The organism is Alteromonas nitratireducens (genome assembly GCF_040812025.1).
Taxonomy (GTDB): Bacteria; Pseudomonadota; Gammaproteobacteria; order Enterobacterales; family Alteromonadaceae; genus Alteromonas; species Alteromonas nitratireducens.
Map to the genome: position 1 here is coordinate 145,802 of NZ_JBFNPK010000004.1, position 15,687 is coordinate 161,488.

At 53.7% G+C, this 15,687-nt stretch carries 10 protein-coding genes; 4 read left to right on the forward strand and 6 right to left on the reverse strand.

The genetic code is table 11. The annotated features are described in order from the left end of the window. Positions 1-80 precede the first annotated feature (80 nt). Positions 81-3,974, reverse strand: coding sequence for a phosphoribosylformylglycinamidine synthase (gene purL / locus AB1N33_RS05675; RefSeq protein WP_411270572.1), 3,894 nt, complete (start codon positions 3,972-3,974; stop codon positions 81-83). A gap of 224 nt (positions 3,975-4,198) precedes the next feature. On the opposite strand from purL, the gene mltF reads away from it, so the two are divergent. Beyond that, on the forward strand, positions 4,199-5,578 hold the full coding sequence (mltF, locus tag AB1N33_RS05680) for a membrane-bound lytic murein transglycosylase MltF (protein WP_411270573.1): 1,380 nt from the start codon (positions 4,199-4,201) through the stop codon (positions 5,576-5,578). Between the two features lie 103 nt (positions 5,579-5,681). Next, positions 5,682-5,834 (forward strand): hypothetical protein, encoded by a 153-nt coding sequence (locus AB1N33_RS05685; RefSeq protein WP_411270574.1) that lies wholly within the window; start codon positions 5,682-5,684, stop codon positions 5,832-5,834. Here the strand turns inward: AB1N33_RS05685 and tadA are convergent. Then, entirely contained in the window at positions 5,809-6,333 is a 525-nt protein-coding gene (tadA, locus tag AB1N33_RS05690; protein WP_411270575.1) for a tRNA adenosine(34) deaminase TadA, read from the reverse strand. The genes AB1N33_RS05685 and tadA overlap by 26 nt on opposite strands. A gap of 247 nt (positions 6,334-6,580) precedes the next feature. Here tadA and AB1N33_RS05695 point away from each other — a divergent pair, with 247 nt between their 5' ends. Further along, on the forward strand, positions 6,581-6,805 hold the full coding sequence (locus AB1N33_RS05695) for a hypothetical protein (RefSeq protein WP_411270632.1): 225 nt from the start codon (positions 6,581-6,583) through the stop codon (positions 6,803-6,805). A gap of 14 nt (positions 6,806-6,819) precedes the next feature. Here AB1N33_RS05695 and AB1N33_RS05700 read toward each other — a convergent pair whose 3' ends face one another. Beyond that, positions 6,820-8,832 carry a monovalent cation:proton antiporter family protein gene (locus tag AB1N33_RS05700; protein WP_411270576.1) on the reverse strand — a complete coding sequence of 671 codons (2,013 nt, stop codon included), beginning with the start codon at positions 8,830-8,832 and terminating at the stop codon, positions 6,820-6,822. Positions 8,833-8,942: 110 nt separating this feature from the next. Between AB1N33_RS05700 and AB1N33_RS05705 the strand changes: the two genes are divergently transcribed. After that, positions 8,943-9,848: a GGDEF domain-containing protein gene (locus tag AB1N33_RS05705; protein WP_411270577.1), complete on the forward strand. Its 906-nt coding sequence runs from the start codon at positions 8,943-8,945 to the stop codon at positions 9,846-9,848. Between the two features lie 18 nt (positions 9,849-9,866). Here AB1N33_RS05705 and tilS read toward each other — a convergent pair whose 3' ends face one another. The 3 genes from tilS to dnaE form a co-directional block, all read right to left on the reverse strand. Beyond that, complete coding sequence (gene tilS / locus AB1N33_RS05710) at positions 9,867-11,195, reverse strand: tRNA lysidine(34) synthetase TilS (protein WP_411270578.1); 1,329 nt, start codon at positions 11,193-11,195, stop codon at positions 9,867-9,869. 18 nt (positions 11,196-11,213) lie between these two features. Continuing rightward, on the reverse strand, positions 11,214-12,170 hold the full coding sequence (gene accA, locus AB1N33_RS05715; protein WP_411270579.1) for an acetyl-CoA carboxylase carboxyl transferase subunit alpha: 957 nt from the start codon (positions 12,168-12,170) through the stop codon (positions 11,214-11,216). A gap of 72 nt (positions 12,171-12,242) precedes the next feature. Next, a complete protein-coding gene (dnaE, locus tag AB1N33_RS05720; protein ID WP_411270633.1) occupies positions 12,243-15,665 on the reverse strand; it encodes a DNA polymerase III subunit alpha in 3,423 nt (1,140 codons plus the stop codon). Positions 15,666-15,687: the final 22 nt, after the last annotated feature.

Sequence of the window (15,687 nt, forward strand, 5' to 3'; positions counted from 1 at the left end):
CTGTAAATCAGGCAACCCGTAATGACAAGGCGTACAACTCAATTTTTGACGCCTTGTCATGAATTTGACACACCCGTCTGTTAACCCACAAATGCCCGGGCATTTCGGAACAGGCGCATCCAGGCCCCGTCTTCCTGCCAGTCAGACGGATACCATGAGTTGGCCACGGCCCGGAAGACACGTTCCGGGTGCGGCATCATGATAGTACAGCGACCATCAGTTGACGTCAGGCCAGTAATCCCCTGCGGCGACCCATTCGGGTTTGCGGGATAATGGGTAGCCACCTTGCCATAGTTATCCACATAACGCAGTGCCACCTTATTTTCATTTTGCAGCGCCACCAGCGCCTCGTTACTACTGAACTCGGCCTGGCCTTCGCCATGAGAGACAGCGATAGGCATTCTCGATCCTGCCATCCCCTGCATCAGTACCGAGGCAGACTCCACCACTTCAACCATCGCCACGCGCGCTTCAAAGCGGGCAGACTGATTGGTCACAAAGTGCGGCCAGTGTTCGGTACCCGGAATCAGTGATTTAAGGTTCGACAGCATCTGACAACCATTACATACCCCAATACTGAACGTGTCCTGGCGGTTGAAGAACGCGGCAAACTGGTCACTGGCCAGCGAATTGAACAGGATCGACTTGGCCCATCCTTCACCCGCGCCAAGTACGTCACCATAAGAGAATCCGCCGCAGGCAGCCAGACCCTGGAACCCGTTCAGTGATACCTTGCCACTGAGGATATCGCTCATATGCACATCAACGGCGTTAAAGCCGGCACGGGTAAATGCCGCCGCCATTTCAAGGTGTGAGTTCACACCCTGCTCACGTAAAATAGCCACCGACGGTTTTACTCCGGTAGCAATAAACGGTGCGGCAACATCCTGATTCACATCATAAGTCAGTGCCGCATGCAGGCCCGGATCAGCCGCATCTTGCTTCGCTTCATGCTCCTGACGCGCACATTCAGGGTTATCACGCAGTGACTGCATATGGAACGTTGTTTCCGCCCATGCCAGTCTCAGGTTGACGCGACTATCGGCAAACACAACCTGACCATTGCGGCGAACAGTGACCTGATCATCAGTGGCCAGTGTGCCAATATCATGCACACAGGTTAAACCTGCTTCAGTGAATGCAGTGGTAACCGCCGCCACGTCGTCGGCGCTGACCTGAATTACTGCACCCAGTTCCTCATTGAACAGCAGGTTAATGTCATCACCATCCAGATTATCCAAATCAACCTGAATACCGGTTTTACCGGCAAACGCCATCTCGGCCAGCGTGGTCATAAGACCACCGTCAGAGCGGTCGTGGTAGGCGAGTAGCTTACCATCGGCAATCAATGACTGGATGGTGTCAAAGAAGGCCGCCAGTTTTTGCGGTGAATCGACGTCAGCCGGCACATCACCTAACTGCGCATAAACCTGTGCCAGGCATGTTCCGCCCATCCGGTTTTTGCCTTCGCCCAAATCAATCAGTAACAGTCGGCTGTCACCCCGGTCGGTGCGCAATTGTGGTGTGACCGTTTTACGAATATCCGTGACGGCGCCAAAGGCTGAAATGATCAGAGACAGCGGTGCGGTAACCGCTTTGCTGTTGCCGTCCTCGTCTTCCCATGCCGTTTTCATCGACATCGAATCTTTACCCACCGGAATGGTCAGATCCAGGGCCGGACATAATTCTTCACCCACCGCTTTTACGGCCTCATATAAACCGGCATCCTCGCCTGGGTGACCGGCTGCTGCCATCCAGTTTGCTGACAGCTTGATACGCTTTCTGTCACCAATATGCGCTGCAGCAATGTTGGTCAGCGCTTCGCCAACGGCCAGGCGTGCAGAAGCGGCATAGGACAGAAGTGCAACCGGAGTTCGCTCACCCATTGCCATGGCTTCGCCGTGATAGGTATCAAACCCGGTAGCGGTAACCGCGACATCGGATACCGGTACCTGCCACGGCCCGACCATCTGGTCGCGGCTGACCAGCCCGGTAACCGAGCGGTCACCAATAGTGATAAGAAAGGTTTTTTCCGCCACCGTAGGCAGACGAAGTACCCGGTACACGGCTTCAGCAACCTGGATATTGTCGGTCTGCAGCGCCTCGGTCTGGCGGGTCCCGGAGGTCACGTCCCGATGCATTTTAGGCGGTTTACCCAGCAGCACATCCAGCGGCATATCAATGGGCTGATTGTCGAATTTATTATCATTCAGCAGCAGGTGTTGTTCCTGGGTTGCTTCTCCAACCACCGCATATGGCGCACGCTCACGCTGACAAATCGCTTCGAATACCGGCATATCCGTGTCGGCAACCGACAGGACATAGCGCTCCTGTGACTCGTTACACCAAAGCTCAAGCGGTGTCATTCCCGGCTCATCAGACAGCACATTACGCAGCTCAAATTTACCGCCACGACCACCGTCATTCACCAGCTCTGGCAGCGCGTTGGACAAACCACCGGCACCCACATCATGAATAAACTGGATAGGGTTGGCATCGCCGAGTTGCCAGCAGGCGTCTATCACCTCCTGACAGCGACGTTCCATTTCCGGGTTGTCCCGCTGCACAGAGGCAAAATCGAGATCTTCATTCGACTGACCGGATGTCATCGAGGACGCTGCGCCACCGCCAAGGCCGATATTCATGGCCGGGCCACCCAGCACAATCAGTTTTGCCCCTACCGTGATTTCGCCCTTCTCAACATGGGAGCGGCGAATATTACCCAGTCCACCGGCAATCATAATTGGTTTGTGGTAACCGCGGACTTCCACGCCATTAAAACTGTTGACTTCCTGCTCGTAGGTACGGAAATAGCCAAGCAGATTAGGGCGACCAAATTCGTTGTTAAATGCGGCGCCGCCTAATGGTCCTTCCAGCATAATATCCAGCGCACTCACGATACGCTGCGGTTTGCCATACTCCTGCTCCCATGGTTGCTCGGCACCAGGGATGCGCAGGTTTGATACGCTGAAGCCAACCAGACCGGCTTTAGGTTTTGAGCCCCGGCCTGTCGCACCCTCGTCACGAATTTCACCGCCCGAGCCTGTCGCGGCGCCGGGGAAGGGGGATATGGCAGTGGGGTGATTATGTGTTTCGACCTTCATCAGAATATCAATATTTTCCTGATGATATTCATACTGATGGCTCTGCGGTTCCGGGAAAAAGCGGCCGGCAGACCAGCCTTCCATGACCGCCGCGTTGTCTTTATACGCAGAAAGCACAAAATCAGGCAGGGTTTCATAGGTATTTTTGATCATCTTAAACAGGGATTTGTCCTGCTTAACACCGTCAATCGTCCAGTCAGCATTAAAGATTTTATGTCGGCAGTGCTCGGAGTTGGCCTGTGCAAACATGTACAGCTCGACGTCGTTCGGGTTGCGTCCCAGACGAGTAAAACTCTCAAACAGGTAATCAATTTCGTCATCCGCGAGTGCCAGGCCAAGCGTCTGGTTGGCCTCTTCAAGGGCCTGTTTGCCCTTACCCAGCACGTCGACAGACGTGAAAGTGTTGGGTTCTGCATGGGCAAACAAAACGTCAGCGGCTTCCAGCGACGAAAACACCGTCTCGGTCATGCGGTCATGCAGCAGCGCCTGGATTTCTGTCTGCTGGGCGTCAGTGACCGCCTGTGCGGTTTCAACATAGTACGCACAGCCACGTTCGATACGGATGATGTCTGTCAGACCACAGTTATGGGCAATGTCCGTCGCTTTTGAGGACCAGGGAGAAATGGTGCCGGGACGCGGTGTCACGAAGAAAAGCGCGCCTGCGGGCGTTTCACTTTGTCGGCTGGGTCCGTATGTCAGCAGTTTATCCAGTGTTGCCTGCTGGTCACGGTTGAGCGCCGCACGGGTTTCAACCAGGTGAACATACTCAGCGTAAAGCCGTTTGACCTCTATGCCGGATTGACCCAGCCTGGTAATCAGTTTAGTTTGATTAAATTCTGACAGTGCGGGAGCGCCTCGAAGGACCAACATAGTGCTTTACCTGATTGTTAGTGGCGGCATGACAAGGCTGCACTGCCCTCTGCACGGCTCATCTGATGAATCAGCCCGGGGACATCGCGCCGTCGTCGCACCAACCGACATTAGTTGACGAGTATTTGCGCGCGGATTATAGAGGAAATCACTCCGGTTGATAACCGCCCGATGCACATTCAACATGTTTTTTTATTGGCCAACAGGACAAACATAACGAAGTGATGCCGTTTTCATCGCAACGCCTTTTTTTACCGCTGCTACTGCTCGGCTTCATGGCCTGTTTGATTGCTGGCTGTAAACCGCCTGAGCAGAAAAACGCGTTAACCGCTCTGACCGAACGCAATGTGCTTAAAGTCGGCACCCTGTATGGTCCCGCCACCTACTACAACGGCCCCAATGGCCCCGTGGGATTTGAATATGAATTACTGGCGGGCTTTGCCGATTACCTGAATGTTGAGCTAGAAATCTATCCGTTTTATTCCTATCAGATGGCGGCAGAACAACTGGCAAACGGGCAACTGGACGTCATTGCCACCGGTGATGCGATTGCCGAGGATGAAGCGGGCGTGTTTGTCTATGGCCCGCCATATTTACACGTGGATCAGCATCTGGTGTTTAAAAACGGCGGCCCTCGTCCGCAGGCACTGACGGATCTCAACGAGCCTGTCGTTGTCGTTGCCGCAAGCAGTCAGGCCAGGCTGCTACGCCAGGCCTTGGGCACAGCAGATGGTCAGCGCTGGACAGAAAGCCATGATGCAGACGCCGAAGAATTGCTCCAGCAGGTCGCCAGCGATGAATTAACCTATACCCTGGCAGACTCCAACAAGCTTGCCATGCAGCGCCGGCGCTTTCCCAACCTGAGTGTGGCCTTTACGCTTTCCCGTGCCCAGCCAGTCGCCTGGGCAGTCAGCCCGCAAACCGACGATTCATTGCGTGCCGCTATGGTTGCGTATTTTGGCCTTACCCATCAGTCAGGCCGGTTTAAAGCCCTGGAGGACAAATATTTTGGTCATATCAGGCAGTTCGACTTTGTCGATACCCGCGCATTTATTCGCGCAACAGAGAGCGTATTGCCAAAATTTGATAGCTGGTTCAAACGCTATGCGGGTGATATTGACTGGCGACTGCTGGCTGCCATGAGTTACCAGGAAAGTCACTGGGACCCCAAAGCCACATCGCCGACAGGCGTGCGCGGCTTAATGATGCTGACCCGGGATACCGCGAAAGACTGGGATGTTGCCTCCCGTACCGACGCACAGCAAAGCATCCGCGGTGGCGCACGCTATTTCTCCAGCCTGAAAAGCCGGATCCCGGCCCGCATTCAGGATCCCGACCGCACCTGGATGGCGCTGGCGGCCTACAATATTGGCCTGGGACACCTTGAAGACGCCCGCGTGCTGACACAGCGACAGGGCGGCAACCCGGACTTATGGGTCGACGTAAAACAGCGGCTGCCGTTGCTCAGGCAAAAACGGTATTACCGCCAGACGCGCTTTGGCTATGCCAGGGGAGATGAGGCGCTGCGTTACGTTGAAAACATTCGCCGTTATTACGATACCCTTCGCTGGCTGGACGAGCAGCAATCAGCCACTAACCCTTGAAATCTGTCATTTAAGCGTCATATCTGTGACATAGGCTAATGGAACGGATACCCTGTCGCCGATGTCATAACAGGGAGCTGTGTTTCGTAAATGGAGGAAACGAATGAAAAGAAACCGCTTTACCCATCGCCCCGTGCGATTAAAAAATAACAACCAGCGCCGGCTGATGCTGAAACGCGCTCACCAGCGCGTACTAAAACGTCGCAGATTATTTGTCAGCGACGAGATGTTTACTGATCTGGCGCAGGCTTCATAGCGCGCAACGCCTCTTTTTCCCGCTTTTTTTCCTGTCGTCTGCGTCGGAAAAACGCAGAAATCATGTCACTGCACGCTGTCTGAAGCACGCCTCCGGTAATCTCAACCTGATGATTCAGATCCGGATGATTGAGCAGGTTCATGACCGAGCCGGCCGCGCCGCTTTTTGCATCCCAGGCCCCAAACACCACACGACTAACCCGGCTGTGAACCAGCAGGCCTGCACACATCGGACAGGGCTCCAGCGTCACGTACAAGGTGGTACCGACGACCCGGTAATTCTGCAGGCGTTGTGCCGCCTGTCGCAACGCATTCATCTCAGCATGGGCAGACGGGTCGTGATCACCAATGGGCGTATTCCAGCCTTCACCTAATACCTGGTTATCCTGCGACACCACCACCGCACCAACCGGGACTTCGCCAAGCTCAGCGGCTTTATCAGCCAGCGACAGTGCATGGTGCATCCAAAACTCATCAGTATTCAGGATTTGCTCACTCATTGGCAAAACTCACTAGATTTTTCGTCTTTTTCACTACCTGATACAGGAAGTTCATCATGAGAAACAAAATAAGCATTATATTTCAAAGAGTTAAAAGTTGGCAAAGGGATTGCTGATTATCTCATATGCTGTGTTTAACAGGTCCGTTAGCGTCTGCCAGCAGTCTGCACTGATTTTTATCGGACAAAATGCCTGTTTCGACATAGACTAACAGATAACCGACAACCGAGAGGGAATTATCGTGAATATGACCGCCATTGCCATTGTTGCCATCATCGCCTGGGCGCTTGTCTCTATCGTTGATGCCAGAAAAGATAAAAAGAAAGGCGTTACGAATAAGAATCAGGAGGCACTGGAAGCCGAAGTCGCCCGACTGAAAGATCGTGTCGCTACACTTGAAAAAATTGTCTGTGACGATAACTACGATCTTAAGAAGCAGTTCGCAGAACTGGAAAAAGACAAAGTTGCCTGAACGCTGAGGGGGAGTTATCCCCCTTCCAGCAAAAAGCGCTCTGCCCGTTCTACCCGCCGGGGCTTACCCGCAATAATCAACACATCACCACTTTGCAATATGGCATCGTCATCGGGCTCCTGTGCCTCTGTGCCGTCCCGCCGTAACCCGCGCAACGTGACCCTGAGCCGTTTCCATTCAAGTTCACCAAGGCGTTTCCCAATGCATGAGGCATTACTGTTCAGTACTACCGCATGAATGAACTCGAGTTTATCTTCCGTACCGTAAGAAATTTCGGTGGTTTCGCCCGGATAGAAACCATGCAGATGGTCATATCTGCCTTTGCGCTCTGCGCGAACACGCTTGAGGATCCGCGACATGGGGACACCGGCGTAATGCAGCACCTGTGAAATCAGCATCAGACTGCCTTCCTGCAGTTCTGGCACAACCTGAGTCGCCCCTGCCTGATACAGCGCATCTAGCTGGTAGTCTCGCTTGGTTCTTACCATCACTTCGGTCGCCGGGTTCAGTTGACGGGTCGCGCTGATCACCTGCGCGGCCCGATCAGGCTGGTCGAACGTCACCAGTACCAGTTTCGCCGTTGCCACGCCGGCATTATCCAGAATGTCACGCTGACTGGCATCACCAAAAATTACCGGCTCCCCCGCGTTGCGACTCTCATGCACCCGCACCGGATCGCCATCAATCGCAACGAATGGAATTTTTTCTATTTTGAGCATGCGCGCCACAGACTGCCCTACCCGGCCAAAACCAGCAATAATGACATGGTTATGCAGTGACTGGCGCTGTCGGGTGCTGAGTGCTTCTGTGGTCTGTGCTTTTTTACCGGCGATCCGCTGCGCAAAATCAAGGCTGCGACTCACCATAAACGGCGTCAGCGCCATACTGATGACCCCCATACTGATGAGTAACGTAGACTGCGCCGGCGTGAGGACATCATGCGTGGTCGCCAGCGCGGCGATAACAAAACTGAACTCACCTATCTGACACAGTTTAAACCCCGCCGACCAGCCATCGATAGGATCACTGTGAAACAGCCCTGCGGCGATGCGGACAATCACCACTTTCACTGCCATGATTGCTATCACCCCCAGCACAATCCAGTGACCGTTGCGAACCAGTTCTGTCAGATCCAGTTGCATCCCCACGGTGACAAAAAACAGTCCCATTAAAATGTCTCTGAATGGCCGGATATCTGCTTCGAGCTGATAGCGATACTGGCTCTCACCCAGCATCATACCTGCCAGAAACGCGCCAAGCGCCATCGACAGGCCAAACGCGTATGTCAGACCGCCGGCCAGAAGCGCAATCAGAATAGTGGTCAGTACAAACAGTTCATCGGTGCGGGTACGGGCCACTTCTCTGAACACCCATGGCAACAGCCATTTGCCGACAGACAGCAGCAGCGCAACCACAAAAATACCCTTGAGCAGCGCTTCCCCCACCACCTGCATCACGCTCAGGCCGGGTCCTGCGTCCAGTAATGGAATTGCAATCAGAAAAGGAACGACAGCCAGATCCTGAAACAGCAGCACGCTGATGGCCAGCTGAGAACGGCGGTTATTCAGCAGACCCATTTCCGTGACCTGTTTAATAACGATGGCCGTTGAACTGAGCGCCAGCATACCGCCAATAATTACCGCCGGTGCCAGCGCCACACCCAGCAGGTAGGCAACGCTACTGAATAAGGCTACCGTAATCAGAACCTGGCCACTGCCCACACCGAATACCAGCGTTCTCATTGCCATCAGCTTAGGTAATGAAAATTCGAGGCCCAGCGAAAACAACAGAAATACGATGCCAATTTCCGCCAGCAAATGCATTTGCTCCGGATGGGCGAACAGCGCGAACAGTTGCGGCCCGGCCAGCACACCCGCCGCCAGGTAGGCGAGGATTGGCGGCAGATGCAGCCGTTTAAAACTGGCAACGCACAGAACTGCCAGAAACATCAGCATCACGACATTAACAAACCCGCTTCCAACCATTCCTTTTCCTTCATCCGTATCGGGGCATACCTTTTCAGGCATGGAATTTGCTCATCTACTGCGTTGACCGCTGACTGACAGGTTTTTGGCAGCTGGTCTGCCGCTGGTCATTACGACAGCCGGTAACGTTTTAACGCATAAGGGGCAGCATTGTGGACTTCACTACTACTATCTACGATAGCACAGCACAGGACAATTATTATCCGGCATCCAAAGCCGATTCTGTTGTTTCTGCCGACCAGTTGTGTACTTTCATGACACAACTCCTGAGTACCATGGCGCTGCCATCCCTGTGTGCGGCCTATTTCCGTCAGCTCGAACAACTGCTGCCTGTCAGCGCGCTGGACCTGTCCGACTTCGATGAAGATCTGATGATGGGAACCCCGTTTAAGCCGGGCGACATCAGCGTTGAGCTTGCGCTGCCGGACAATTGTCAGAACAATGATGAGGATACGCGCTGCGCCAGATACAGCCTGGCCCGTACACTCGATAATGAGCGTTACACCTGGCTATTGCAGTTGCATCAGCTGTTCAGCCAGCAGTTTGCGAACCTGCTCGAGCACGAGCGTATCCGTCAGGCTGCGACCAAAGACATGCTGACCGGATTAGGTAACCGCAACGGATTTGATGAGGCACTGACCCGAATGATTGGTCGTGCGCAGCGCCATCAGCAATCATTTGCATTGCTTATCATTGACTTAGATAACTTTAAACACGTCAATGATACGCTCGGCCACCGCGAAGGTGATGCCGTGCTGATCAACGTAGCAAACCAGATCAGGCATTCCCTGCGCAATGAAGATGAAGCCTTTCGCTTTGGTGGCGATGAGTTCTGCTGCCTTATCGACTGTCAGACGCTGTCACAGCTCAATGCTGCAGCGGACCGGTTACAGGCGCTGATTCGACAGAGCCCTTATCTGCGCCGACACAACATTTCATGTAGTCTGGGCGGGGCGGTATTCAGAGACGGTGATGATCAGAATATGTTATTTGACCGTGCCGACGCGGCCCTCTACGACGTGAAACAAACCGGCAAAAACAGCTATCAGGCGGCATAATTTGCCGCCAGCGGCAAACTAGGCCCGCTCTGAGTGCGTGATCCCAAGCGACTCAAACCCGACAAGGCGCTCTATGCGTTGCGGTAAAATAATCGCAGCAGGCGTGTCATCCCGGTACAAAACCCCCACTCTCTGACGTTGCCACGGCGGTACCAGCCAGGCTTTCAGCCACTTGTTCAGCGGCTTACTAAAACCTGACGACAACGGTTTGACGCTGACAGGCGGCATCCCGGTGACAACCTTATACGATACGTTACAGGTCTCTGGGTCGTCGTCCGCAATACAAACGTCACAACCCAGCCAGTCCAGCGTCACAGTCTCTCCCGGGACAACGAGGGTGACGTCTGGCACCTGCACCTCGCTGGCAGGGACGGCGTAAAGGCGGGCATTGAAACGCCGGACAGTCACTTCCCCTACCCTGACTTCGGGCTGCGCGTCTGCTCTGGCTGCCATCATCGCCTGAATTTCGTTTAACTGCGCGTGTGACGGTATCGTCCCGACAAAACTGCTCAGCCACTGACGCAGCAATGCCCGTTGCCATTGAACACTGTAACGAAGCAAGCCGTCAGTGCACACGCTGCCGGTGTTATCCACCAGCGCCGACAGCTTTTCCTGCGCTTCCTCCTCAATCAGCGCCGTTTGTTCTGCACACAATGCCGCACTGCGCGACACCGTCGCAGCAAACTGCGGCCAGCGCGTCTGTAGCAGTGGCACGACCTCATGCCGTAAGAAATTGCGTTCGAAGGTGGTATCCTGATTGGATTCATCCTCAATCCAGCGTAACCCGCTTTGTGTTACAGCCTCGGTAACAGCAGCTTTGGTCATATCAAGCAGCGGTCGTAACAGCCAGACGCCGTCGCGCCGTTGTTCACGTCCCATTCCGGCCAGCCCCTTGGGCCCGGCGCCACGTTTCAGTTGCAACAGTACGGTTTCCAGCTGGTCCTGCTGGTGATGTCCAAGCAGCAGCGCCGCCTGGTGCTTACGACAATGTGCGGTTAATACCGCATAGCGGGCTTCCCGTGCCTGGGCCTCGGTGCTGACACGGGCGGTGCGTTTAATTGTTACTGACTGTGCGACAAAAGGAATGTCTTGTTCCCGACAGACCGACTCACAATGCTGCTGCCAGTACGTCGCGTTGTCGCTGAGTCCGTGATGGACATAGACGGCCTGCAGCGGGTATCCGTGATGTTGCGCAACGTGCCGGGCTATCAATAACAGTAAGGTGGAGTCGACGCCACCGCTATATGCAACAACCAGGCTCTGAACGGAGGGGGTAATAGCAGAAAGCTGCTGTTCGAGAACCGAAGCAGCAGCCTTGGCAGCAGCCGTAAATGTGGTATGGCTCATGGGGCGATGCCCCGTGGATTAACAGTAACCAAAGCTCATCAGTCGCTGATAACGCTCTTCCATCAGATTGGTGATATCCAGCGAACGTAACTGACTAAGCTGTTGCTTGATGGTCGCTTTCAGATTCGCGGCCATGCCATCATGGTCACGGTGTGCGCCACCCAGCGGCTCTTCAACAATCGCATTGATAAGCCCCAGCTCTTTGATTTGACCGGCGCTGACGCCCATCGCCTCTGCCGCCAGCGGTGCTTTTTCTGCACTCTTCCACAAAATTGACGCACAGCCTTCGGGTGAAATCACCGAGTAGGTTGAATACTGCAGCATATTAACGCGGTCGCCTACGCCAATAGCCAGTGCGCCACCTGAGCCACCCTCACCAATCACGGTGCAGATGATAGGAACTTTGAGTTCAGCCATTTCAAACAGGTTTTTAGCAATCGCCTCACTCTGACCACGCTCTTCAGCACCCACGCCAGGATAGGCTCCCGGGGTGTCGATCAGGGTAATAATCGGCATTTTAAAGCGTTCAGCCATTTTCATCAGGCGCAGCGCCTTACGATAGCCTTCAGGCTTCGGCATACCAAAATTACGCTTTATTTTTTCATGGGTGTCACGACCTTTCTGGTGACCAATGATCATCACCGGAATATCGTCCAGCATGGCAGGACCACCAACAATGGCTTTGTCATCAGCGTATGCACGATCGCCCGCAAGCTCGTCAAAATCAGAAAAGATACGGCTGATGTAATCCAGGGTATACGGACGCAGCGGATGACGAGCCAGTTGTGAAACCTGCCACGCATCCAGATCAGCAAAAATCTTCTTGGTCAGTTCTGCACTTTTTCCTCTCAGGCGGTTAATTTCTTCTTCGATACCTACATCGAATTCTCCGCCCTGATTGACCAGCCGCAGCTCTTCGATTTTTGCTTCTAATTCGGCGATTGGTTGTTCAAAATCCAAAAACTGTATATTCATTCTTTGTCCTATTTATACTGCTCCGGCGTAGTTTCTGCCTTAGTCTACCGGGTTTTCGGAGCATTCTGCGTATTAGTGGTGATACTCCAGTGCCACTGCCCGCTCCCCCACACACTGTTTCAGATCATGCAGTAGCTGATCTTCCGGCGTTACGTACCACCGGGCGCCACATGCCAGTGTCGCTTCGGCGTCGGGATGGCGAATATGCAAATGCACCGGGGTGCTGCCACCATTAAACGACTGTAAAATATTTTTCAGCGACGCCAGTGTTTTGCTATCACATCGCTGCGTATCTAATGCTATCGACAACGCCCTGGCATTCTTTTCCCGGGCCTGGACAATGTCCATCACGTCACGGGCGGTGATTGTATTGCCCCCGGAGAAATCATCAAAGCTGACCTGTCCGCGAATAAGCAGGATTCGGTCAGTCTCCAGCATCGACTCAAACTGTTCAAACATGTCAGGAAAGAACCTGACATCCATGCGTGCGCTTTTATCATCCAGCGTCACAATCGCCCAGCGCCGGCCTTTTTTATTGGTCATCACCCGCACGCCCAGCACCAGACCGACTGCGGTAGCCTGCTGCTCCTTACCGGTGGGCTTGAGATCAACCAGACGACCATCCGCATAATGGCTGATTTCCTGCGCGTACTGATTAATCGGATGCCCGGTAAGGTACAGCCCAAGCGTGTCTTTTTCACCTTCCAGCCAGACTTTTTCAGGCCACGGCGGCACGTCGGCGAATGCCTGCTCCACGTCCTCCGGCTCAGTCGTCAGCAGGCCAAACATGTCTGACTGACCGTAGGATTCTGCTTTCGCATGCTGATCTGCTGCCGCAATCGCGTCTGGCAGCGAGGCCATCAGTGCTGCACGATGCGGACCTAAATTATCCATTGCACCGGCCAGTACCAGTTTTTCCAGCACCCGCTTATTAACGCGTTTCACGTCCACTTTAGCACAAAAATCGAACAAGTCAGTAAACGCACCCTGGGTTTCCCGCGCCTCAATAATGGCTTCAATCGGGCCTTCACCCACGCCTTTAATTGCACCAATGCCATAGACAATTCGTCCCTGACTGTCGACCGTAAACTTATAGCGCCCGGTATTCAGATCCGGCGGCAGAATTTCCAGTCCCATGCGATTACATTCATCAACCAGGGTGACGATTTTGTCGGTGTTATCCATATCCGCCGACATAACGGCGGCCATAAACTCGGCCGGATAATGCACCTTCAGCCAGAGTGTCTGGTAGGACACCAGCGCATAGGCTGCCGAGTGTGATTTGTTGAAACCGTAACCCGCAAATTTTTCCACCAGGTCGAAAATTTTCATCGCCAGGTCAGGGTCAATATTGTTATTTTTTGCCCCTTCAGCAAACACGGCGCGCTGTTTCGCCATCTCTTCGGGTTTCTTCTTACCCATCGCCCGGCGTAACAGGTCAGCGCCACCCAGAGAATACCCGGCCATCTCCTGAGCAATCTGCATGACCTGCTCCTGATAGAGGATAATCCCGTAGGTCGGCTCAAGGATTTCTTTCAGACATTCGTGCTGATACTCAGCGTCCGGATAAGAGATTTCCTCGCGGCCATGCTTTCGGTCAATAAAGTTATCAACCATGCCCGACTGCAGTGGTCCCGGACGGAACAGGGCTACCAGAGCGATAATATCTTCGAAGCAGTCCGGTTTCAGTCGCTTAATCAGCTCCTTCATCCCGCGGGACTCAAGCTGGAATACCGCTGTCGTCTCTGCATTTTGCAGGGTTTTGAAACTTTTCTTGTCTTCCAGCGGAATAGCAGAGATATCTACCGTATCGCCTTTGCCTTCTTTGATCATGTCGATCGCCCACTGGATAATGGTCAGTGTGCGCAGTCCAAGAAAGTCAAATTTAACCAGCCCGGCCGTTTCCACGTCGTTTTTATCAAACTGGGTGACCGGGTTTTTGCCTTCTTCATCGCAGTACAGTGGCGAGAAGTCGGTGATCGTGGTGGGCGCAATAACCACGCCCCCTGCATGCTTACCGGCATTACGGGTAACCCCTTCAAGGATCCGTGCCATGTCGATAAGATCTTTGACTTCCTCGTCCTGGTCATAGAGCTCAGGCAGCCGTGGTTCAGCCTCAAAGGCTTTCGCCAGCGTCATGCCGGGATCAGGCGGAATAAGTTTGGATATGCGATCGACAAAACCATAGGGATGGCCAAGTACCCGGCCAACATCACGCACTACGGCTTTGGCGGCCATGGTACCAAACGTGATAATTTGCGATACCGCCTGACGGCCATACAGTTCCGCTACGTGGTCAATGACCTCATCGCGGCGATCCATACAAAAGTCGACGTCAAAGTCAGGCATCGATACCCGTTCGGGGTTAAGGAATCGTTCGAAAAGCAGATCGAATTCAAGGGGGTCGAGGTCGGTAATTTTCAGGGCATACGCAACCAGTGAACCGGCACCCGAGCCCCGTCCGGGACCAACAGGAATGCCGTTATCCTTACTCCACTGGATAAACTCCATAACGATTAGAAAGTAACCCGGAAATCCCATTTGGTTGATAACATCCAGCTCAATACGAAGGCGTTCATCGTACTCGCCACGCTTTTGCTGTCGCTCTGCCTCATCAGGAAACAGGAACGCAAGACGCTCTTCAAGCCCTTCCTGCGAGACTTTAACCAGAAAGTCTTCGGTACTCATGCCCCCTGTCGGGAACTGAGGCAGAAAGTACTCCCCCAGCCTGACCGTTACATTGCAGCGCTTGGCGATCTCCACAGTGTTTTCAAGCGCTTCCGGCAGATCGCTGAAAAGCTCCGCCATTTCTTCAGGTGTACGGAGATACTGCTGCTCGCTGTAGCGTTTCGGACGGCGTGAATCATCCAGCGTGTACCCGTCGTGAATACAAACCCTGATTTCATGGGCATCGAACCCCTCACGATCAATAAAGCACACTTCATTGGTCGCCACCACGGGCAGGCCTTCCGCGTCTGCCAGTTCCACCGCCAGATGCAGGTAATCCTCTTCGCCCGGTCTGCCGGTGCGGATGAGTTCAAGATAGAAACGATCCGGAAAATGGGTTTTATAAAACGCCAGCGCATCCTGAGTCAGACGCGCATTATTTTTCATCAGGCCAACACCGATATCGCCGGCCTGCGCACCGGACAACACAATCACCCCTTCACTGTGTTCAGCCAGCCACGCCTGATCAATCACCGCTTTGTGGTTAATGTTGCCGCGCAGATAGGCTTTTGATATCAGAACGGTGATGTTCTTATAGCCTTCATTGTTCATTGCCAGCAGCGTCAGCCTGAACGGATCATCGCCGAATGCCTCGTTAGTGACCCAGAAGTCACAGCCTATGATGGGTTTAATCCCGAGGTTGTGCGCTTCAGAGTAGAACTTAACCAGGCCACACAGGTTCATCTGATCGGTAATGGCTACCGCCGGCATTCCCCGCTGTGCCACATTCGCAAGGATAGGCTTGACCTTATTCAGGCCGTCCATCATTGAAAAGTCACTGTGTACGCGT